The sequence below is a fragment of the Streptomyces sp. NPDC127084 genome (genome assembly GCF_042724175.1).
GTDB lineage: Bacteria > Actinomycetota > Actinomycetes > Streptomycetales > Streptomycetaceae > Streptomyces.
Window position 1 is genome coordinate 1 of record NZ_JBHXFA010000104.1, and the last position, 19,510, is coordinate 19,510.

Here is a 19,510-nt window from a genome sequence, read left to right on the forward strand (position 1 = left end):
ACCCCCGGCGTCGCCGGGCCGGCCCCCCCACACCGGGCCCCCCACCCCCACGGGGGCCCCCCCTCGGCGGGGCCACATTTGCACGAGCGGTGAAAGCCTGCCGCGTGTCAGCGGTCCGAGGTGACCGTGACCCGCTCGTCGTTCTTGATCTGGTCCACGAGCTGCTTGACCTTGTCCTTGTCCCAGACCAGGTTGCCGCCGCGGCTGCCCGAGATCGGGATGTTCATGGACTTCCCATTGCCGCCGTTGACGCTCTTCATCGCGAAGAACATCTCGCCCAGGTCGAACAGCGACATGTCCTTGTCGACGATGAGGGTGTCCAGACCCGCGCCCAGCGTCGGGTAGAGCTGGAACGGGTTGAGGATGGTGCCCGGCGTCGCCGCCTGGTTGGCGAGCGCGGCAAGGAACTTCTGCTGGTTCTTCGTCCGGTCCAGGTCGCTGCCGGCGAAGGCGTAGCGGGTGCGGACGAAGGCGAGGGCCTGCTCGCCGTCGAGGGTCTGCTTGCCCGCCTGGAAGTCCGCGCCGGAGTTCTTGTCCTTGAAGGCCTTCGGGATGTCCATCTCGACGCCGCCGAGGGCGTCCACGATGTTGGCGAAACCGGCGAAGCCGATCTCCGCGTAGTGGTCGATCCGAAGTCCCGTGTTGTACTCCACGGTGCGGACGAGCAGTTCGGGGCCGTCCTCGGCGTACGCCGCGTTGAGCTTCACGCGGCGGCCGGTGCCCTTGTACGTCTTGCCGGACTGGGAGCCGACGAAGCTCGGTATCTCCACGTCCGAGTCGCGGGGCAGTGAGACCATCGTGTTCCCGCTGCCGCATGCCGCGAGGATCATCATCGAGTCGGTCCGTTTGCCTTCGGCCGACCCGGTGTGCAGCTTCTTCTTGTCCTCGTCGCTCAGACCCTCACGGCTGTCCGAGCCGACGATCAGATACGTCGTGCACTCGCCTTCCTCCGGCCGCTCGATGACCTTGGAGAGGTCCACTTCGCGGCGCACCTTGGAGTCGGCCCAGAAATAGGTGCCTATGGAGACGCCGAGGGCGATGACGAGCACGCATATGAAGCCGACTTTGAAACGCCGGCGCCAGTCGGGCGCCGGGCGTCTGGGCGCGTAGCCGTCCCCCGGCCCGTACCCACCGTCACCGTAGGCGTCGCCACCGTGGCCACCACCGCCATGGGCGCCGGGTGCGGCGTGGCCCGGGTGCCGGCCGGCAGGGTTCCCATAGACCTGGCCCGTGTTGTAGCCGCTGTCGTAAGGGGTGCCGTAGCTGTCCTCGTACCCCTGCGACTGCTGCTGCGGAACCGGTCGTCGCTGCACATGGCGCATCGCGCGAGGGCCCTCGGGCTCCGCACCCTGGCCGCCGCGTCCGTATCCATCGGGCCAATCATTCATGCGGAACAGTGTGCAGTCCGGCTCCTGCCCGCCGACAGGGCAGGTGAGAAATCGCACCGCGGCTGTAGCGAAGCTGATGCAATGCGAAGGCCGCCGACGATGCGCGGACCAGGCACGGGGCGAGCACAAGGCCCGCACGAGGTGGACATAAAGTGGAGGGCATGACACACCAGGCCCAGCATCCGGAGGGCTTCATTCCGGGTAAACCCACCTCGGCTTCACGCACCACTCTCAGCCACATCATGACGGCGAATGAAACGAACCTGCTCGGGACCGTGCACGGCGGCGTGATCATGAAGCTTGTGGACGACGCGGCCGGAGCCGTCGCGGGGCGGCACTCGGGTGGACCCGCCGTCACCGCGTCCATGGACGAGATGGTGTTCCTGGCGCCGGTCAGGGTGGGTGACCTGGTGCATGTGCGCGCGCAGTGCAACTGGACGGGGCGCAGTTCCATGGAGATCGGCGTACGAGTCCTCGCCGAGCGCTGGAACGAGTCGACGCCGCCCACCCAGGTCGGATCCGCGTACCTGGTGTTCGCCGCGGTCGACGCGGACGGCAAGCCGCGCACGGTGCCGCCCGTGATGCCCGAGACGGAGCAGGACAAGCGCCGCTACCAGGAAGCGCAGATTCGCCGTACCCACCGCCTCGCCCGCCGGCGTGCGATCAAGGAGCTTCGCGAGCAGCGCGCGGCCGAGGGCCTGGACGACTGACCCCCGTACGACTGACACACCGTCACAACGGCTCCGCCCATTGCCGCCCTGGTGCCCCGGCTACGGGACTCAGCGGTTCAGCGGCTCACGGACAGACCGCCTCGTCACCCGTCGTCGTCCGAAACTCCCCGTGCCCCGTCAGAGCCGCCTCCGCCCGCACGGGGGTGACCTTGGTGAAGTCCGTTCCCGCCAGCACCCGCAGTGTGGGCCCCTGGTTCTTCACCGGGCGCAGTTCGCTGCCCGGCAGCGCGGCGGCCAGCGTGCGCGCCGAGCGGTCCCAGCGCGGGTCGTACATCACGACCGTACGGCGCAGGTCACGGCGGGCCGCGCTGTTGCGGGGGCGGCCGTCGGCGGCGAAGCCGGTCGCACGCAGGCCGGAGTCGACGCGGGCACCGAGTCCGTCGATGCTGGTGCCGTTGTAGACCTGCACGCGGACCTGTGCGGGTGGCACGTCGACAAGCACCTTCGCCGTGCCGTGCCGCTTGCCCGCCGGTTCGGGCGGTGACAGGGGTTTGTCCTCGCGCAGCGCACTGAAGAGCGCCTCCGCCTTCACCGGGTCCCACTCCACCGTCGAGCCGATGCCCTTGATCGGGTGGCTGGTGTCCCGTACGGGCACCGAGGTGAACTCCGATGAGGCGGGCGTGAAGTTCCGCATCGTGCCGCCGAGGGATAGCATCTGGTCGGCGCCGAAGGCCCGGTCGGCGCGTACCGACTGCAGCATCGCCTGGCTGACCTGGCGGGCCTTCACCGGGTTCAGCAGCACGCCGCTGCTGGTCGCCTGCTGGATCAGTGCCGCCATGAAGCGCTGCTGGCGCTGCATCCGGCCCAGGTCGGCCGCCCCGTCCACATGCCGCGAGCGCACGTACTGGAGAGCCTTGCCGCCGTCCAGCTCATGGGTGCCGGCAGGCAGGTCCAGACCGGTGTACGTGTCCTTCAGCGGCCGGGCGGTGCAGATCCGCACACCGCCGATGGCGTCCACCGTCTTCATGAAGCTGGTGAAGTCGATCTCCAGGTAGTGGTCGATCTTGAGCTTGGTGATGCGTTCGACCGTGTTCACCGTGAGCGCGGGGCCGCCCTCCGCGTAGGCCGCGTTCAGCTTCACCGGATGGGCGCCATGGCGCTGTCCGGTGGTCATGTCCGTATGGGCGGGAAGGGTCACGAAGGTGTCCCTCGGCAGGCTCACCACGCTCGCGCGTTCCTGGTCCTGCGACACATGGACCAGCATGATCGTGTCCGTGCAGTGGCAGGGGGCGCCGCCGAGCCGGTACTTGCGGCGTTCGGCGGGGGTGATCCGGTCCCGCCCGTCGGTGCCCACCAGCAGGATGTTCGTACCGCGCCCCGCCGCCGGACGGTTCTTCATGTCCTTGAACGGATCGACCCGGCCGATGCCGCCGTCCACACCCGAGACGAACGCGTGCCCGATTCCGCCCACACCGAGCACCAGCATGGACAGGCCGGTGATCATCCGCATCCGCCAGTGGGGGCGGCGTGGCGGGGCTGCTGCCCGCGCCGCGGTCCCGGCCTGTGAGCCGCGACCCCGCAGACCGGTTTCCTGCGGTCTGCGCCGCGGTGGCTGCGCGGGGGCCACGGGCCTCGGGCGGGGCGAGCGGGGCGGTGTGGGCACGAGTGGCACCTCGCTGGGGCCGGGGGAGGGGGCGTCGGGGGATCCTCAGAACCGTAGGCCCATACGATCTTGGCCAGCGGGAGGCGGACCGGGCGGCGCGCACCCGTGTCGCCCGTTCGCGGTAACGTGGCGTGCGAAGCCGCAGTCTCCCCGGGATAATCCCCGGACCCCCGAGGAAGCCATGTCCACCGCAGCACCAGCCGTCTCCGTGATCATGCCGGTCCTCAACGAGGAGCGGCATCTGCGCGATTCCGTCCGCCACATCCTCCAGCAGGAGTACGTGGGTGAGATGGAGGTGGTGATCGCACTCGGCCCGTCGACGGACCGCACCGACGAGATCGCCGCCGAGCTCGTGCGTGAGGACCCCCGGGTGCACACGGTGCCCAATCCCACCGGGCGCACCCCGGCCGCGCTCAACGCCGCGATCAAGGCCTCCCGTCACCCGATAGTGGTACGCGTCGACGGCCACGGGATGCTGTCACCCGACTACATCGCGACCGCCGTCCGGCTGCTGGAGGAGACCGGCGCCCAGAACGTCGGCGGCATCATGCACGCCGAGGGCGAGAACGACTGGGAGCGCGCGGTCGCCGCCGCGATGACCTCGAAGGTCGGCGTCGGCAACGCCGCCTTCCACACCGGCGGTGAGGCCGGCCCCGCCGAGACCGTCTATCTGGGGGTCTTCCGGCGGGCGGCGCTGGAGCAGCAGGGCGGCTACAACGAGGAGTTCATCCGCGCCCAGGACTGGGAGCTGAACTTCCGCATCCGTGAGGCCGGCGGGCTGATCTGGTTCTCTCCCGAGCTGAGGGTGCAGTACCGCCCGCGGCCGAGCGTCCGGGCGCTGGCCAAGCAGTACAAGGACTACGGCCGCTGGCGGCATGTCGTCGCCCGCTACCACCAGGGCTCGATCAATCTGCGCTACCTCGCCCCGCCGACCGCGCTGTGCGCGATCGCCGCGGGCACCGTGGTGGGCGCCGCCCTCACTCCGCTGGGCTTCGTCATCCCCGGGGGCTATCTCGCGGCGATCGTCGCGGGCTCGGTGCCCGCGGGCCGCGGTCTGCCGCTGAAGGCCCGGCTCCAGATCCCCGTGGCGCTTGCCACCATGCACATGTCGTGGGGCTTCGGCTTCCTGACCAGCCCGCGCTCGCTCGCGCGGAAGGTCATCGCGAGCCGCAGGCCCGCGGTTCGCGACTCCTCGCCGGACGCGCCGATCGACGCCTGAGCGTCCGTACGCGGAGGCTGCCCGAAGCGGCCGTCCGCCCCGTACGAGAGATGGCGGCGGGACCGGGTGTCCGTACCCGGGTCCCGCCGCCGTCGCGTTGCCGCCACTACCAGGTGAAACCTTCCTGCACTTGCATGCAGGCCGTGGTGTCGGCTCCGTTGAGCGGGCGCGCCGACTTCGGCGCCTTGCCGTCGTCGGTGGCCGCCGCCTTCGGGTACGTGCTTCCCTCGCGCCAGTCGGCGCCGACCACCAGCGTCACTCCTGACACATCGGTGGACTTCCGCACCGAGGACACCGGGATGCCGAGGGCCTTGGCGACCGCCTGTGCGTCGCCCTCCAGTTCGGCGCTCGGGAAGTACACCGCCGTGCGCTCCAGCGGCTCGGCCTTACGCTGGTCAGCGTCCGCCCGGGTGAATCCCTTGTCCGCGAGCGCACCGGCGACCTCTGCGGCCCGCCCGCTCACGGAGCCGAGTTCATCGGTGTACGTGCCGTTCCGTACCTGGATCCCGATTACCGCGTTCGGTGCGGCCAAGTCCTTCGACACAGGCACGGGCTTGCGCTTGGACGCCTTGCCGTCCAGCGGGATGTCCTCCCGTATCGACCGGAAGAGCTGCTCCGCGTCCGGCTGCTTGGGCTCCACCTTGCCCGCGAAATAGGGCCGCTGGGTGTAGAAGTTCGGCATCGTGGTCATGGTGATGCGCTCGGTCGGCACCCGCTTCAGCTCTTCGGCCAGGTCGTAGAGCTTCCCCACGGTGTCCAGGCCCTTGTCCACGGTCAGCGCGGAGGTGGCGGCCTCCGCCAGGGCACGCAGCTTGGTCGGATCGGTGAGCTTGGTGCTCTTGCGCAGCTCGCGCACCATCGAGTTCATGTACATGTGCTGGGCGTGGGTACGGGCCAGGTCGGTGCCGTCCTCGAACCCGTACCGCGTCCGCAGCCACTGCAGCGCCTGCTCGCCCTTGATCGGGTGCGTGCCCTCGGCCAGCTTCAGACCGGAGCCCTTGCCGTCCGAGGTGCGGGATTCGATGTTGTCCCTGACGCAGACCGGTACGCCGCCGATCGCGTCGGCCATCGAGACCACCCCGGCGAAGTCCACCATCATGAAGTGGTCGATGGTGATACCGGTGAGCTGATACCAGGTCGCCACGGTGCAGCCGGGGCCACCGCGCTGGAGCGATTCGTTGGTGAGCGTCCAGCCCGTGGCCTTGTAGGTCTTCCCGTTGTCGCGTTCGGTGCACTCGGGGATCTTCAGCACGGTGTCCCGGGGCATGCTGACCACCGACATGTTGCTGCGGTCGGCGGAGACGTGCACCAGCATCTGCACATCCGCGAGCGGCGGCCCGTCGAAGGTGTCCCGCGCTCCGCCGAGTTCCTGGTTCGCCTTGGAGTTACGCGCGTCGGACCCGATGAGCAGGATGTTCAGCGGCGTCTGGCCCGCGGCGTTCGCCCTGTGCTCGGCCATCTGGTTCTTGCCGAGGTTGAGGTCGTCCTTCTTGATGTTGTTGTTGAGATGGCGGTAGTACAGGTATCCGGCGCCGGCCGTGCCGAGTATCAGCAGGGACAGTACGGCGGCGACCCAGCGGAGTATCCGGCGTTTCCCGCGCCGGCCGCGCCGTGGTCCCGTGGCGCTGTGGCGCCGTGCGTCGGTCCGCCCCGCGGCCCCGTACCCGCCGACGCCCCCGTACCCGCCGACGCCCCCGTACCCGCCGACGCCACCGGATCCTGCTGCGCCACCGGATCTGCCGGAGTGCTCTCCGCCGCCCTCCGGTCCGCCGTTGTACCCGCTGCCCTGTCCGTCCGCGTGCGGGAAGCGCTCCTGCGTCCCCTCCCCACGCACGCCGCTCTGTACCACCCCAGGTCCCCCTGTAGTCATGTCAGGCGCGCCAGCGGGCCCGGTCGTCCAGGCTCACTGGGCGCACACTTGTTTGTCCGCCGTGACCTTCTCCACCTGAGGCGCCTTCGCCGGTCCACTGATGGGCACCCCTGCGCCCTGGAAATCGGGACCGAGGGTCAGCGTCATCGCCTCGAGGCCTTCGGCGTTCTCGGTGCCGGGCTTCAGCGCCGAGGCAGGCAGGCCCATCAGATCCGCGAGCTTGCGGGCCTGGTCGGCCTGGTTGGGCGCGTACTCGAGCTGTGTCGCGGCGACATCAGCCGGTGCGTTGCCCTTGTTGCTGGACTTGAGGACTCCTTCGGAGTTCTGCAGCCAGTCGAGGGTCCGCTGGGCGGAGCCCGCCGGGCCGCCACCGTTGAAGACATCGACCCGTACGTCCGATGCCTCGGCCCGCGACCCCTTGAGAAGCGCGTCCTGCTTGGTCTTGGCGGCCTTCTTCTTCTGTGCCTCGACCTCGGTGAGCGAGACGTCGTTCTTGACCGCCGCGAACAGTTCCTCCGCCTTGGCCTCGTTGAGAACGACCGTCGCCTTGCGGCCCACCGGCTCGTCCGGGTTGTCCAGGACGGGCACGGTGGTGAACGACAGGTTCTTCATGTCGAACTTGCCCAGCTCAAGTCCCAGGTCGCGGAGCTTGCCGATGTCGCTGATCTTGTCGTCGACGGTCAGTGCCTTGGTTCCGGCCTCCGCGAGCTTGAACAGCTTGGTGGGACTGGTGAGGGTGTCGTTCGACTTCAGTTTGCGCATCAGCCCGCTGAGGAACTGCTGCTGCACCTTGATGCGGTCGAGATCACCGCTGTTGCCGAACGACTTCCGGGTCCGGACGAACGCGAGCGCCTGCTCGCCCTCGATGACGTGCTCGCCCTCGGGCAGGTCGAGTCCGGACTCCTTGTCGTTGACCGGCTTCGCCAGGCAGATCGGTACGCCTTCCACGGCCGACGTCAGGGTCTTCACGGCGTTGAAGTCGGCCACCATGAAGTGGTCGATCTGTATGCCGGTGATCTCCGTGACCGTGCGCATGGTGCAGCTCGGGGTACGGCCGGACTGGCCCAGGCTCACGTTGAACCGGACGTCCCGCGACCCCGGGATGACCTTGGTGGAGCCGTCCTCCTGTGTGGTCTGACAGTCCGGGATGTCCGTGATCAGGTCGCGGGGAATGCTCAACGCGGTCGCGTTCCCGCGGTCCTTGGACACATGCAGCAACACCGTGGTGTCCGCATGGCCTGGGCTGTTCTTGTCGCCGTAGCCGCTGTTGCCCTCGCCGGTGCGCTTGTCCGTGCCGATCAGCAGGATGTTGATCGCCCGGTCGGGACTGAAGCCCCCGGTGCCCGCTCCGTCGTCCGAGATGGACGTGATGTTGGAGTTCAGGTGCTCGTAGTACAGGTATCCGGCGCCGGCCGTGCCGACCATCAGCAGTGCGAGCGTGCCGCCGGTCCACAGCAGCACCTTCTTCTTGCGGCTCTTGCGCTGCTTGCGCTTGCGGCGTCCGGGGCCACCGGCGGGTGTGCCGCCGTCCGCCCCGCCCGACGCTCCCGCGCCCCGGGCGGACCGGCGGGTCCGCTGGCCGGGTACGTCCGTCCTCCCTGGGGCGTCCGCGCGGGAAGAGGCGGTACGGGTGGCGCCGCCGCGTTCACCGGCTCTCGGGGCACCGCCGGAGGTACGGGGGGCGCCGACTGAATGCCCTGCGGAGCGATCCAGTCGCAATTCGTAATTGCCCGTCTGCGGGTTCAGTACCCACTGGTCGGCGGGATCGATGTCGTCCGCCCGGCCACGGCTCTGCGCGTCCACGGTTGTTTGCGTCCTCCGTCGGTGCCACGCGAGGCGTCTCTCCCCCCTGAAGACGCTCGGTTTCTCGATCCGGTTGTCTGTGACTTCGCAGCTTTCGCGTACCGGATCGCGTCACACTATCCGCCCAGCTCAGCGACGGGCGACGTCCGTGACAAATTCCACGCACCTTACAACCGGGCAATTTGCCCAAACTCCGTGGACTGTGAGTGGCGCCTTGGCTATTGCTTCACTCGCGGCAATCGCGATGTCACGCGCAGCCGCCGGAAGCGGCACTGCTGCCGGTGAATGTCGGCGTCGCGCTCGGATTGGCGGCAGAGCCGGTGCCGTCCTGATTCTGATCACTCTCCGTGGTCGAATCAGTTGTATCGGTCGTGTTGCTGCTCGACTTCTTCGCCGGGGCGACCACTACGGGCTGGTCCTCGCGCAACCGCTCGAAGAGCTGACTCGCCTTCGGCTCCACCAGCGCGTCGCGGTTGGGATCCTGGGCATACGGCTGGCGCGGTACGGTCAGGAACCGCACCCGGTCCATGGGAACGTTCCGCAGGGCGCGGGTCAGGTCGAAGAGATCCTTCAGCGAGTTCAGCCCCGGATCCGTCGTGATCGACTTGGTCGCCGCGTCCAGGACCGGGTACAGCTTCGCCGGATTGAGCAGTACCCCGTCGCTCTGCACCTTCTTCACCAGGGCGCCGAGGAACTGCTGCTGCCTGCCCATGCGTTCGGTGTCGCTGCCGTTGCCGAGGGTCTTGCGAGCACGTACGAAACCGAGGGCCTGCTCTCCGTTGAGGGTCTGCCTGCCCGCCTTCAGTTTGAGATGCGCGTCCTGGTCGTCGATGGGCTTCTTCAGGCAGACCGTGACCCCGTCGACGGCGTCGACCATGTCCTTGAAGCCGCGGAAGTCGACCACCATGTGATGGTCCAGGCGGATGCCGGTGAGGCGTTCGACCGTGCGGATCGTGCAGGCCGCGCCGCCGAGCGAGAAGGCCGAGTTGAACTGCGCGACCTGGTAGGCGGTGCGGGTGCCGCCGGGCGTACGGCAGCTCGGGACGGTCACCATCAGATCGCGCGGCACGGAGACAGCGGTCACGCTGCGCCGGTCCCGGGCCAGATGCAGCAGGATCGTGGTGTCGGACCGCTGGCCCTTGGTCTTGCCGTACGCGCCGTTCCCGGAGCCGGCCCGGGTGTCGGAACCGATGAGCAGGAGATTGAGCGCCCCGCGGGCGGCGGGCAGCGGACGCTCCTTGTCGTAGCGGGCCAGCTCCTGCGCCGCGGTGAGATCCGTGGTGATGTTGCTGTCGAGCTTCCGGTAGAACCACCAGCTCACCGCGGAGACCGCCAGCACGGCCACGGAGACGGCGAGTGCGGCCCAGCGCAGCCGGTGGCGCCTGCGGGGGCCGGGGCCGGGGTTCCGTCCCGTCCCGCCGGAGCCGTCGCCGCCGGAACCTCCGGAGCCGCCGGAATCACCGGAGCCGTTGCCGCCGTTGCCGCTGTCCCCGAGGCCGGGGCCACCCGTCGAACGGATCCCCAGGCGCCTGATCCGGGCCGCGCCCACACGCGCCGAACCGATCCCCGCCCCGGCGCCACCGGGACCGACACGGGCGGTGCCGAAGCCGGACGGGGCGATGTCCGAGGGGCCGAACAGCGGCACCGGGGGCGCCAGCAGTGGCTCGGCCGGATGGTCGGATCCCGCCGATGCGTCGGTCGGAGTCCCCGAGCACGAATCCTGTGCTGACGGCTGCATCGATGCTGACGGCAGTGACGGCAGGACGGGCCCGGCGCCGTCCGCGGCATGGCCGGCCGAGCCGGCCGCGGCAGCCGCGACCGACTTCTCGTCCTCCGGTTCGGCGGGCCGGCCGGCGCTGTCCGTCACGTGGGTCCATCCTCGCGGTCGTTCTCTGTACGTACGTACCGCTGATCATGTCCCGGACCCGGCACTCCGGCCTGTGGGCCCGGGGTGCCGGTGCGCCGTACGGGTGGAGCCGGCGTGCCTCACAGGGCGCGGTGGGTGACCCGCTCGCTCTCCAGGCGCTTCTCCAGCTCCTCCGGAGACAGCCGGTCCAGGTTGCGGCACAGGACCACCGAGCCGCCCGCGGCGAGTGGTGCGTACAGACCGTGGGACAGCCCCTCCCAGGAGTCGTACGCCTGTCCGGACAGCAGTCGGGAACCGGCCGTCAGACCGAGCCGTCCGGCATCCGCCCGCGCCCGCTCCACGAGCTGGGCGCCCGTCAGTTCCCCACCACCGGCGACGGCGAGCGCGGGTGCGTCCGGGTCGACCGGCTCGTAGGGGTGGAAGAGGTCGGCCATCCCGGGAACCTCCACCGCGTAGTCGGTGAAGCCCTTGGGCGGCTGCGGGAACCGGCCGCCGAGCGGACGCAGGGCGAGCGCCACCCGCTCCCCGGGGCAGGCGCGGGCCGCGTCGAGCGATTCGGGGCCGCTCACCACCAGATCGGCGGTCTCGGGAGCGCCGCCCACCTCCGCCACCACACCGACGGACGCACAAGCGAGCAGCCAGACCGCGCTCTGCCAGTGCGCGGGCAGTAGCAGTGCCACCCGTTGGCCTGGCTCGGCGGAGAGCCCGTCCTGGAGGAGGTTGGCTGTCTTGGCCACCCAATTGGCGAAGGTCGCGACGGACAATTCGACGCGTTCACCGGTGGCGTCGTCGTAGAAGGTGACCAAGGGGCGTGCCTGGTCGGCCTTGAAGGCGGATCGCAGCAGGTCGGCGGGGGTGCGGTCGCTGGGGTTCACCCGCGCAAGGGTACGCCGCGCGGTCGGGGCGGGCCCGGCCGTCACGGTGACGGCGCCCACGGTCGGGCCAACGATCCGTCATTTTCCCGGGCGGCGAGGGCGGGTGACGCGCTCAAAGATCGTGCTCATGCGTGCCTTCCTTGCTTCCTCGATCAGCGTCGCGTGCACCGCCGCGCTCGTGCTTCCCGTTCTCGCGCTGGAGTCGGGTACAGCGGCTGCCGCCGCCGCGTCCGGCCTGCCCCTGCCGGAGCCGCCGGGCTCCACCCAGTCCCTGCCGCTGTCCCGTCTCCCCGTCGTGGAGCGGGTGGGCGGCACCGTCGAGGCGCAGGGCCTCGCGCCGAGGGATGTCCGGCCGTTCTCGCTGCTCGGCGTGGTCTGGGACGATCCCGACGCCGTGCTGCACGGTGCGGTCCAGGTCCGTACCAGGGCGGTGGGGTCCACTTCCTGGACCGGATGGCAGGCGCTTGAGGCGGACGACCATCAGCACGGTGCCGACCCGGACTCCGTGGAACGAGCCGGTAGCGGCCGGGTGCACGGTGCGACGGCGCCGTTGTGGGTCGGTGCCTCGGACGGTGTGGAGGTCCGGGTGGTTTCGGAGCGGATCGCCGAGGGAGCCGCCGACGGGGCCGAAGCCGTCCCGGGCGCCGGGGCCGATGCAGGGGCCGTCGCCAGGGTGCCGGGTGACAAGGCGCTGGGGCTGCCGTCCGGGCTGCGGGTGGAGCTCGTTGATCCGGGGCAGGGGCCGGAGACAGCGGCTGCGCGGAGGACGCAGGGGGCCGGCGGTGCGGTCGGCGCGGCACCGGCGGCAGGTGCGGTCGGTCCGGCGCCGGAGGACGGCACCGTACCCGCCACACGGCCCGGTAGCCACGCGGCGCAGCCGGGCAATCCCGCGACACGGCCCGGTAACCCCCCGGCCGCGGCCACCCTGCCCGAGACCCCGATCGAGTCGCTGATGGACCCCCTCGCGGGTGAGGAGGAGACCGCGACGCCGGGCCAGCAGGCCGCCGCCGAAGCCGCCGTGCTCGCGGCGATGTCCCCCGAAGCAGCCGCCGCCACCGCCGTAAACGCCGATCTCGCGCCGCTGGGCGCCGATCTGATCCCCGCTCTAGCCAAGGAGGAGTCGGAGAGCGAGGCCGGGCCTGACGGTGCGGCCGGGACTCTGGAGGACGCGAGCGCGCTCAAGACCTATATCGGCCCACGCCCCGCCATCGTCACCCGCAAGGGCTGGGGGGCGGACGAGTCGCTCCGTGAAAAGCAGTTCATCTACTCGAAAACAGTCAAAGCGGCGTTTGTGCATCACACCGCGACAGGTAACACGTACGCCTGCTCCCAGGCGCCCTCCGTCATCCGCGGCATCTACCGCTACCACGTGGTCAGCAGTGGTTGGCGGGACATCGGTTACAACTTCGTGATCGACAGGTGCGGAAACATCTACGAGGGGCGCGCCGGTGGCGTGACCAAGGCGGTCATGGGCGCGCACACGCTCGGGTTCAACACCGACAGCATGGGCATCGCGGTCATCGGCACCTTCAGCTCGGCCCAGCCGGCCACCGCCGCGGTGAACGCGATCGCCCGGCTCACCGCCTGGAAGCTCGGGCTGTTCGGAGTGAACCCCAAGGCCACGACACTGCTCACCTCAGGTGGCGGCAACAAGTTCCCGAAGGGCACCAAGGCCAAACTCAACGTCATCTCCGGGCACCGCGACGGATTCGCGACGGACTGCCCGGGTGCCCGGCTCTACAGCAAGCTCGCCACGGCGCGCAGCGCGGCGGCGAAGCTCCAGGGCCGCTGAGTCGCCTGCGGGCGCCTGTTCGCTCGCACGCCGGTACGTCTGCCGAGTCGTTCACTCGTACGTCCGTACACGTATCGCCGCACCGCCGCACACATATGTACGAACAGGCTGCATACACTGACGGGCCATACGCATGAATCGCAGCCCCAGCAGGAACAGGAAGCAGAGAAGGCATTGACCCAGGCCCAAGAAGCGATCCTCCTGGTCGGCGGCAAAGGCACCCGGCTGCGCCCGCTCACCGTGAACACGCCCAAGCCCATGGTTCCGGCGGCCGGAGTGCCGTTCCTGACCCATCAGCTGGCCAGGGCGCGCGCGGCCGGTGTGAAGCACATCGTGCTCGCCACGTCGTACCTCGCGGAGGTCTTCGAGCCGTACTTCGGCGACGGCTCGTCGCTGGGCCTTGAACTGGAGTACGTGACCGAGGTGGAGCCCCTCGGCACCGGCGGCGCGATCCGGAACGTGGCCTCGCGGCTGCGGTCAGGACCTGACGAGCCGGTGCTGATCTTCAACGGGGACATCCTCACCGGTCTCGACATCAGGGCCCTGGTGGACACCCATGAGCGCACCGGGGCGGATGTCTCACTCCATCTGACCAGGGTCGCCGACCCGCGGGCCTTCGGCCTGGTCCCCACGGACGGGCAGGGGCGGGTGACGGCATTCCTGGAGAAGCCGCAGACCCCCGAGGAGATCGTCACCGACCAGATCAACGCGGGCGCCTACGTCTTCCGCCGCTCGGTCGTCGACAGCATCCCGGCAGGCCGCCCGGTCTCGGTCGAACGGGAGACCTTTCCCGAACTGCTGGCGGCGGGGGCGCATCTGCAGGGCATGGTGGACTCCACGTACTGGCTGGACCTGGGCACCCCCCAGGCGTTCGTACGAGGCTCCGCCGACCTGGTACTCGGCAGCGCCCCGTCCCCGGCCGTCCCCGGGCGCCACGGTGAGCGGCTGGTGCTCCCCACGGCCGCCGTCGCGGCGGACGCCAAACTCACCGGTGGCACAGTGGTCGGCGCCGGCGCGTCCGTCGGTGAGGGTGCGCGGGTCAGCGGCAGCACGATCCTCGACGGCGCGGTCATCGAACCGGGCGCGGTCGTCACGGACTCACTGATCGGCGTCGGAGCGCGGGTGGGCGCTCGCTCGGCTCTGTCCGGCGTGGTCGTCGGGGACGGTGCGGTCATCGGTCCCGACAACGAACTGCGCGAGGGCGTGCGGGTGTGGTGCGACGCCACACTGCCCGCGGGGGCGATCCGCTTCTCGTCGGACCAGTAGCCTCGAAGGAACCCCCGGCAGCTCAGCAGACCCGACCGCCCCGAGGACCCGCGAGGACCTGATCCGTGGCTGGACGCTTCGCCCCCCGTCCCCCCGTCACACGCGCCACCACGCGCGGTGGCGAGGTGGCCGTACCGGCGCCCGGGACCGGGTCACCGCTGCCGGCGCCGAGGGAGACGGGGGCGGCGGCGTCCGGCGCCCGGGGGCTGGAGCGGCGCTATGTGCCGCCTGGCCCGCTTGATCTCGGTCTGGTGCTCGGCCCGTTGCGCCGCGGCCCCGCCGACCCCACGTTCCGCACCACACCGGACGGCTCGGTATGGCGTGCCAGCCTCACTCCCGCGGGCCCCGGCACCCTGCGGGTCGCCGCCCGGGACGGCGCCGTACACGCCGAAGCCTGGGGCCCGGGTGCCGAATGGCTGCTGGAACAGCTCCCCGCCCTGCTCGGCGAGTCCGACGACCCGGGTGCCTTCGAGCCGCGCCACCGCCTTGTCGCGCTCACCCACCGCCGCCGCCCCGGGCTGCGGCTGACCGCCACCGGGCTGGTCATGGAGTCCCTGATCCCGTCGATCCTGGAACAGAAGGTCACCGCCGACGAGGCGTACCGGGCCTGGCGCCTGCTCGTACGGAAATACGGCGAGCCCGCACCCGGGCCCGCGCCCGACCGCATGGCCGTCATGCCGCAGCCGCGCACCTGGGCCCTCATCCCGTCCTGGGAGTGGCACCGCGCGGGCGTGGACGACAAGCGTGCCGGGACCATCCTGCGTGCCGTACGGGTCGCCCCCCGTATGGAGGAGGCCGCAGCGATGGCCCCCGGGCAGGCCCAGGCCCGCCTGGAGCTGATCCCCGGCATCGGCCCCTGGACCAGCGCCGAGACCATCCAGCGCAGCAACGGGGCCCCCGACGCCGTCACGGTGGGCGATCTGCACCTCCCCGGCATCGTCGGTTACGCCCTCGCCGACGACCGGGACGCCGACGACGCCGCGATGCTGGCGCTGCTGGAGCCGTACGCGGGCCAGCGGCACCGCGCCGCCCGGCTGATCCTGCTGAGCGGGCGCACCCCGGCGCGCCGGAAGCCGAGGATGCCGCGCGGGGACATCGGGTCCCTCTGACCCCGGGTGCGGCCACACGGCGGTGAGACACCTGACGCGGTGGACCTCACCGCACGCTGATGAACGTCTCCGCGTCGCGCCCCGGACGGTCCTTCGGGGGCTCCGCCGCGCGTCCCACGGCCACCGCGCCCATCGGGTCCCAGTGCGCGGGCAGATCGAGCGCCTCGCGCACCACCTCGCGGCAGAACATGGTCGATGACACCCACGCCGAGCCGAGACCTTCACCCGCGAGCGCCACCAGGAAGTTCTGCACCCCGGCGCCGGTCGCGACGACGAACATCTCGCGTTCCGCCGTGTCCCGCCGCTTGTCGCCGTAGCTGTGCGAACCGTCCATCACCAGGCACGGCACCACCAGATACGGCGCACGGCGCAGCACATCGCCGCGCTTGATCCGCTTGGCGATCGACTCCTCCGACTTGCCGTCCCGTCGCAGGTCCGCGATCCAGGCGTCCCGCATCGCGTCGAGCAGCCCCTCCCGGGCCTCGGCGGACTCCAGCAGCACGAAGCGCCAGGGCGTCGTGTGATGGGGCGCCGGGGCGGTCACGGCAGCGGCGACCGCCCGCCGCACGGCACCGGGGTCCACCGGCTCGTCCGTGAAGGCGCGTACGGTCCGGCGCAGCGTGACCGCCTCCCGTACGGCCTCCGACGTGCCGAGCCGGAACATGTCGTCCGCGGCGACCCGCACCAGCGCGTGTGCTCCCTCGGTCCGCTCGCCGTGCCCCGCCACCACATGTCCGAGTCCGCGCACCACGGCCACGGGCAGCCCGGCCGTCTTGCCCTTGACCAGGTCACCGGCCGCCGCCAGTTCGTCCGCCGTGGCGACCACCGTGGCACTCAGCGGGTTCCCGTGCGCGTCCACGCCGCCCCGTAGATCGTCGAGCACCCGTACGCCCGCCGCTCCGATGGCGACATCGGTGAGACCGGTACGCCAGGGGCGCCCGGAGGTGTCGGTGACGACGACACCGACCTCGACGCCGAGGGTGTCCCGCAGTCCCTCGCGGATGCGCGCGGCGGAGGCGTCCGGGTCCTCCGGCAGCAGCAGCACCGTTCCGGAGGGGGTGTTGGAGGCGTCGACCCCGGCGGCGGCCATGATCAGGCCCTGCCGGTTCTGCACGATACGCAGGTTTCCGCGGCGCGCCACGACCCGTACGGTCTCCGCGTCGATCGCGGCCTCCCGGTCGTCGGCGGCGAGGACGCGGCCCTCCGCCTTGCTCACGATCTTGGAGGTGACGAGCAGCACGTCGCCGTCCGCCAGGCCCGGCTCGGTGGCCGCGATCAGCTTGGCGACGTCATCGCCGGCCCGCACTTCCGGAAGGCCGGGCAGCGCCCAGACACGGTACGACGGTGCCGCCGAGGGGCCCTCCGGTGACGCCGGCGCCGTCATGCGCGTACCTCAGCCGCGAGCGCCAGGGCCTCCCGGGCCATCGCCGCGGTCGCGTCGATGTCCGTCATCATCAGCGGCACGGCCTTGCAGCGGATCCCCGCCGCCTCGATCTCGGCCACGGATCCCGCGTCCACCGTGTCGACCAGCCAGCCGTCCAGCAGCCCTGAGCCGTAGTGCCCGGCCACGGCGGCGGCGGTGGACTCGACCCCGACGGCCGCGAGCACCTTGTCGGCCATCCCGCGTACCGGCGCGTCGCCGACGATGGGGGAGAGGCCCACCACCGGGACGCCCGCGTCCGCGATCGCCTCCCTGATGCCGGGCACCGCGAGGATCGTCCCGATGCTGACCACGGGGTTGGACGGCGGGAAGACGATCACATCAGCGGCACCGATCGCCTCCAGTACACCGGGGGCGGGTTTGGCTTGCTCGGCTCCGACCGGAACGATTGCGTGGGCGTCGACGGAGGCCCGGAGCCTGACCCAGTACTCCTGGAAGTGGATCGCCTTGCGCTCACCGTCCGCCTCGATGGCGACATGGGTCTCGACCCGGTCGTCGGACATCGGCAGTAGCCGCACACCCGGCTGCCACCGGGCGCACAGGGCCTCGGTGACGGCGCTGAGCGGATAGCCCGCGCCCAGCATCTGCGTTCGGACGATGTGCGTGGCGAAGTCGCGGTCGCCGAGCCCGAACCACTCGGGGCCCACTCCGTAGGCCGCGAGCTCGCTCTTGACCTGGAAGCTCTCGTCCTCGCGCCCCCAGCCCTGCTCCTCGTTGATGCCGCCGCCGAGCGTGTACATCACCGTGTCGAGGTCGGGGCAGACCTTCAGTCCGAACAGATGGATGTCGTCACCGGTGTTGCCGATGACCGTGATGTCGGCTTCGGGCGCCGCTGCCTTGAGACCACGGAGAAAACGAGCACCGCCGATACCGCCGGCCAGAACCACAATGCGCATGAGGACAGTGTGTCAGTGCCCGGTCCGCGCCGGTGGGGGTGGTGATCGGCAGGGGTGTGGCCGGGCGGTGATCAGGTGGTGACGGGGGCCTGGTGGGCGGCTGTGCAGTGGGCGGCGGTGTGCATCGGCATCTCGGTGAGCCCCGGGAAGTACACGTGCAGGCTCACCGCCGGTTCGAGCGAGTCGTTGACCACCTCGTGCACATATCCGGGCGCGAACACCCGCTGCGCCCCCGGCGCCAGGGTGCGCGTCGCGGTGGCGGTGCGCTCCGCCAACTCGCCGTCCAGGACGGTCAGCACACCGGACGACCGGCCGTGGTCATGCAGCCCGCTGCCCTGTCCTGGCACCCAGGAGAGCAGCCAGACCTCGTAGCCGGGGCCGGTGCGCAGCCGGTGGTACCAGCGGGTGGTGGCGTCGTATCGGACGAGATGCGCCCATTGGCCGCGGTCGGCGGCGATGGAGCGGGCGAGCCCGGCGAACTCGGCCACGGTCGCGGGGTGCTCGCGTGCGGGCTGGAGGAGGTGCTGGACCTCGAGGATGTCGCCGGCGATCTGGACGTCGCTGTTGCTGTTCATGGAGTGCGGTGGTTCCTCGGCGGAGAAGAGAAGAGGAGTCAGAGCTGGGGTGTCGCGAACCCCGTGGCGGCCGCGAAGGACGGCGAGCGGGGAGGTGAGCCGGAGCGCTGGGGCATCAACAGCTGGAACAGCAACAGCAACAGCGAGTCAGGGCAGCGCGGCGGAACCCACCGAGGTGGGTCGCGTGAGGCGCTGCAGTCGCTGGCATGCCCCCAAGGTGGCCAATCGGAGCCGGGATGTCAACCCAATGACCGATTTGGGGGTATTGATTCACCTCATCCGGTTACTCCGCTCGGAGAAAGGTTTGTGCGTGGGCGTGGCCGGAGACATGGCGCAGCAGTCGCACTCCCAAACGTCGTCGGACCTTCGTGATCAGACTGTGATCCGGATCGCTTGTGTGGCTGGATCGCAACAAGATCGAACACTTCGGCGTCCTCCTTTTCGGAAGGTCGGTGCATACCGGCTCCCCGAGGGCTCGTTGAGGAGAGGAGAAGCAGGGAGGAGTTGGTGCGGAGCGCGCGTGGGTGAGGCGGTGGTGAGTGTCTTATTTCTTGTGATTTACACACTTTCCGCACGGCCTTGGTTCCGCAGGGTGAATACGGGGCGCAATAGCAGATCTCGGCTTGACTGGCCCGGATCCACACACTTGTAATTTCACTCGTGTCGTTCGGCCGAAATCGGTAACGGCTGCTTCACGGGGACGCAATGACAGACGAGGGGCGCACATGACCGAGCTGTTCCAACAACTGCTGGTCGAAGACGCGGAAGAGGAACTCGGCTGGCAGGAGCGCGCGTTGTGCGCCCAGACCGACCCCGAGTCCTTTTTTCCCGAGAAGGGCGGTTCCACTCGCGAGGCCAAGAAGGTCTGTCTGGCCTGTGAAGTCCGTTCCGAATGCCTTGAGTACGCCCTGGCCAACGACGAGCGATTCGGAATCTGGGGCGGACTGTCCGAGCGTGAGCGGCGTCGACTGAAGAAGGCCGCTGTCTGATCGAACGCGGTCCGGGCGGCGCGGACTCGATGCCGGGGCCAGGCACAGGTCGGCGCCCTGCTGATACGGGCCGGTGCGGACCGACG

Annotated in this window: 15 protein-coding genes; 6 read left to right on the forward strand and 9 right to left on the reverse strand. The window is 70.3% G+C overall.

Going from position 1 to position 19,510, the window contains the following annotated elements; translation table 11 throughout:
• Positions 1 to 107 precede the first annotated feature (107 nt).
• Positions 108 to 1,388: an LCP family protein gene (locus ACFWI9_RS22855; RefSeq protein WP_387164654.1), complete on the reverse strand. Its 1,281-nt coding sequence runs from the start codon at positions 1,386 to 1,388 to the stop codon at positions 108 to 110.
• 161 nt (positions 1,389 to 1,549) lie between these two features.
• Here ACFWI9_RS22855 and ACFWI9_RS22860 point away from each other — a divergent pair, with 161 nt between their 5' ends.
• On the forward strand, positions 1,550 to 2,098 hold the full coding sequence (locus tag ACFWI9_RS22860; RefSeq protein ID WP_387164657.1) for an acyl-CoA thioesterase: 549 nt from the start codon (positions 1,550 to 1,552) through the stop codon (positions 2,096 to 2,098).
• Positions 2,099 to 2,183: 85 nt separating this feature from the next.
• Here ACFWI9_RS22860 and ACFWI9_RS22865 read toward each other — a convergent pair whose 3' ends face one another.
• Positions 2,184 to 3,569, reverse strand: a complete 1,386-nt coding sequence (locus tag ACFWI9_RS22865) for an LCP family protein (protein WP_387164660.1) — start codon at positions 3,567 to 3,569, stop codon at positions 2,184 to 2,186.
• 334 nt (positions 3,570 to 3,903) lie between these two features.
• On the opposite strand from ACFWI9_RS22865, the gene ACFWI9_RS22870 reads away from it, so the two are divergent.
• Positions 3,904 to 4,941 carry a glycosyltransferase family 2 protein gene (locus ACFWI9_RS22870; RefSeq protein WP_387164662.1) on the forward strand — a complete coding sequence of 346 codons (1,038 nt, stop codon included), beginning with the start codon at positions 3,904 to 3,906 and terminating at the stop codon, positions 4,939 to 4,941.
• 106 nt (positions 4,942 to 5,047) lie between these two features.
• Here the strand turns inward: ACFWI9_RS22870 and ACFWI9_RS22875 are convergent, their stop codons facing one another.
• From ACFWI9_RS22875 to ACFWI9_RS22890, 4 genes are all read right to left on the reverse strand, one after another.
• On the reverse strand, positions 5,048 to 6,811 hold the full coding sequence (locus ACFWI9_RS22875; RefSeq protein WP_387164664.1) for an LCP family protein: 1,764 nt from the start codon (positions 6,809 to 6,811) through the stop codon (positions 5,048 to 5,050).
• Between the two features lie 33 nt (positions 6,812 to 6,844).
• Positions 6,845 to 8,614, reverse strand: coding sequence for an LCP family protein (locus tag ACFWI9_RS22880; RefSeq protein WP_387164665.1), 1,770 nt, complete (start codon positions 8,612 to 8,614; stop codon positions 6,845 to 6,847).
• A gap of 247 nt (positions 8,615 to 8,861) precedes the next feature.
• Positions 8,862 to 10,481 (reverse strand): LCP family protein, encoded by a 1,620-nt coding sequence (locus tag ACFWI9_RS22885; protein WP_387164667.1) that lies wholly within the window; start codon positions 10,479 to 10,481, stop codon positions 8,862 to 8,864.
• Between the two features lie 119 nt (positions 10,482 to 10,600).
• Positions 10,601 to 11,356: a TIGR03089 family protein gene (locus tag ACFWI9_RS22890; protein WP_387164669.1), complete on the reverse strand. Its 756-nt coding sequence runs from the start codon at positions 11,354 to 11,356 to the stop codon at positions 10,601 to 10,603.
• Positions 11,357 to 11,483: 127 nt separating this feature from the next.
• Here ACFWI9_RS22890 and ACFWI9_RS22895 point away from each other — a divergent pair, with 127 nt between their 5' ends.
• The 3 genes from ACFWI9_RS22895 to ACFWI9_RS22905 all read left to right on the forward strand — a co-directional run bounded on the left by ACFWI9_RS22895 (position 11,484) and on the right by ACFWI9_RS22905 (position 15,523).
• Entirely contained in the window at positions 11,484 to 13,148 is a 1,665-nt protein-coding gene (locus ACFWI9_RS22895; RefSeq protein WP_387164670.1) for a peptidoglycan recognition protein, read from the forward strand.
• Positions 13,149 to 13,322: 174 nt separating this feature from the next.
• Positions 13,323 to 14,414 carry a sugar phosphate nucleotidyltransferase gene (locus ACFWI9_RS22900; RefSeq protein ID WP_387164672.1) on the forward strand — a complete coding sequence of 364 codons (1,092 nt, stop codon included), beginning with the start codon at positions 13,323 to 13,325 and terminating at the stop codon, positions 14,412 to 14,414.
• Positions 14,415 to 14,479: 65 nt separating this feature from the next.
• Positions 14,480 to 15,523: a DNA-3-methyladenine glycosylase family protein gene (locus ACFWI9_RS22905; RefSeq protein WP_387164674.1), complete on the forward strand. Its 1,044-nt coding sequence runs from the start codon at positions 14,480 to 14,482 to the stop codon at positions 15,521 to 15,523.
• Positions 15,524 to 15,569: 46 nt separating this feature from the next.
• Here ACFWI9_RS22905 and ACFWI9_RS22910 read toward each other — a convergent pair whose 3' ends face one another.
• The 3 genes from ACFWI9_RS22910 to ACFWI9_RS22920 form a co-directional block, all read right to left on the reverse strand.
• The gene (locus ACFWI9_RS22910) at positions 15,570 to 16,907 is read right to left on the reverse strand and encodes a coenzyme F420-0:L-glutamate ligase (RefSeq protein ID WP_387164676.1); all 1,338 of its coding nucleotides are present in this window, start codon (positions 16,905 to 16,907) and stop codon (positions 15,570 to 15,572) included.
• Complete coding sequence (gene cofD, locus ACFWI9_RS22915) at positions 16,904 to 17,860, reverse strand: 2-phospho-L-lactate transferase (protein WP_387164677.1); 957 nt, start codon at positions 17,858 to 17,860, stop codon at positions 16,904 to 16,906. Before cofD ends, ACFWI9_RS22910 begins: the two co-directional genes overlap by 4 nt.
• A 71-nt stretch (positions 17,861 to 17,931) precedes the next feature.
• Positions 17,932 to 18,435 carry a cysteine dioxygenase gene (locus ACFWI9_RS22920; protein WP_387164679.1) on the reverse strand — a complete coding sequence of 168 codons (504 nt, stop codon included), beginning with the start codon at positions 18,433 to 18,435 and terminating at the stop codon, positions 17,932 to 17,934.
• Positions 18,436 to 19,160: 725 nt separating this feature from the next.
• Here ACFWI9_RS22920 and ACFWI9_RS22925 point away from each other — a divergent pair.
• On the forward strand, positions 19,161 to 19,424 hold the full coding sequence (locus ACFWI9_RS22925) for a WhiB family transcriptional regulator (protein ID WP_077974550.1): 264 nt from the start codon (positions 19,161 to 19,163) through the stop codon (positions 19,422 to 19,424).
• Positions 19,425 to 19,510: the final 86 nt, after the last annotated feature.

Excerpts from the sequence above, each read along its gene's own strand:
- ACFWI9_RS22910 (WP_387164676.1), bottom strand. The coding sequence starts at position 16,907 with ATGACGGCGCCGGCGTCACCGGAGGGCCCCTCGGCGGCACCGTCGTAC.
- ACFWI9_RS22895 (WP_387164670.1), top strand. The coding sequence starts at position 11,484 with ATGCGTGCCTTCCTTGCTTCCTCGATCAGCGTCGCGTGCACCGCCGCG.
- ACFWI9_RS22875 (WP_387164664.1), bottom strand. The coding sequence starts at position 6,811 with ATGACTACAGGGGGACCTGGGGTGGTACAGAGCGGCGTGCGTGGGGAG.
- ACFWI9_RS22865 (WP_387164660.1), bottom strand. The coding sequence starts at position 3,569 with ATGCGGATGATCACCGGCCTGTCCATGCTGGTGCTCGGTGTGGGCGGA.
- ACFWI9_RS22920 (WP_387164679.1), bottom strand. The coding sequence starts at position 18,435 with ATGAACAGCAACAGCGACGTCCAGATCGCCGGCGACATCCTCGAGGTC.
- ACFWI9_RS22925 (WP_077974550.1), top strand. The coding sequence starts at position 19,161 with ATGACCGAGCTGTTCCAACAACTGCTGGTCGAAGACGCGGAAGAGGAA.
- ACFWI9_RS22855 (WP_387164654.1), bottom strand. The coding sequence starts at position 1,388 with ATGAATGATTGGCCCGATGGATACGGACGCGGCGGCCAGGGTGCGGAG.
- cofD (WP_387164677.1), bottom strand. The coding sequence starts at position 17,860 with ATGCGCATTGTGGTTCTGGCCGGCGGTATCGGCGGTGCTCGTTTTCTC.
- ACFWI9_RS22870 (WP_387164662.1), top strand. The coding sequence starts at position 3,904 with ATGTCCACCGCAGCACCAGCCGTCTCCGTGATCATGCCGGTCCTCAAC.
- ACFWI9_RS22860 (WP_387164657.1), top strand. The coding sequence starts at position 1,550 with ATGACACACCAGGCCCAGCATCCGGAGGGCTTCATTCCGGGTAAACCC.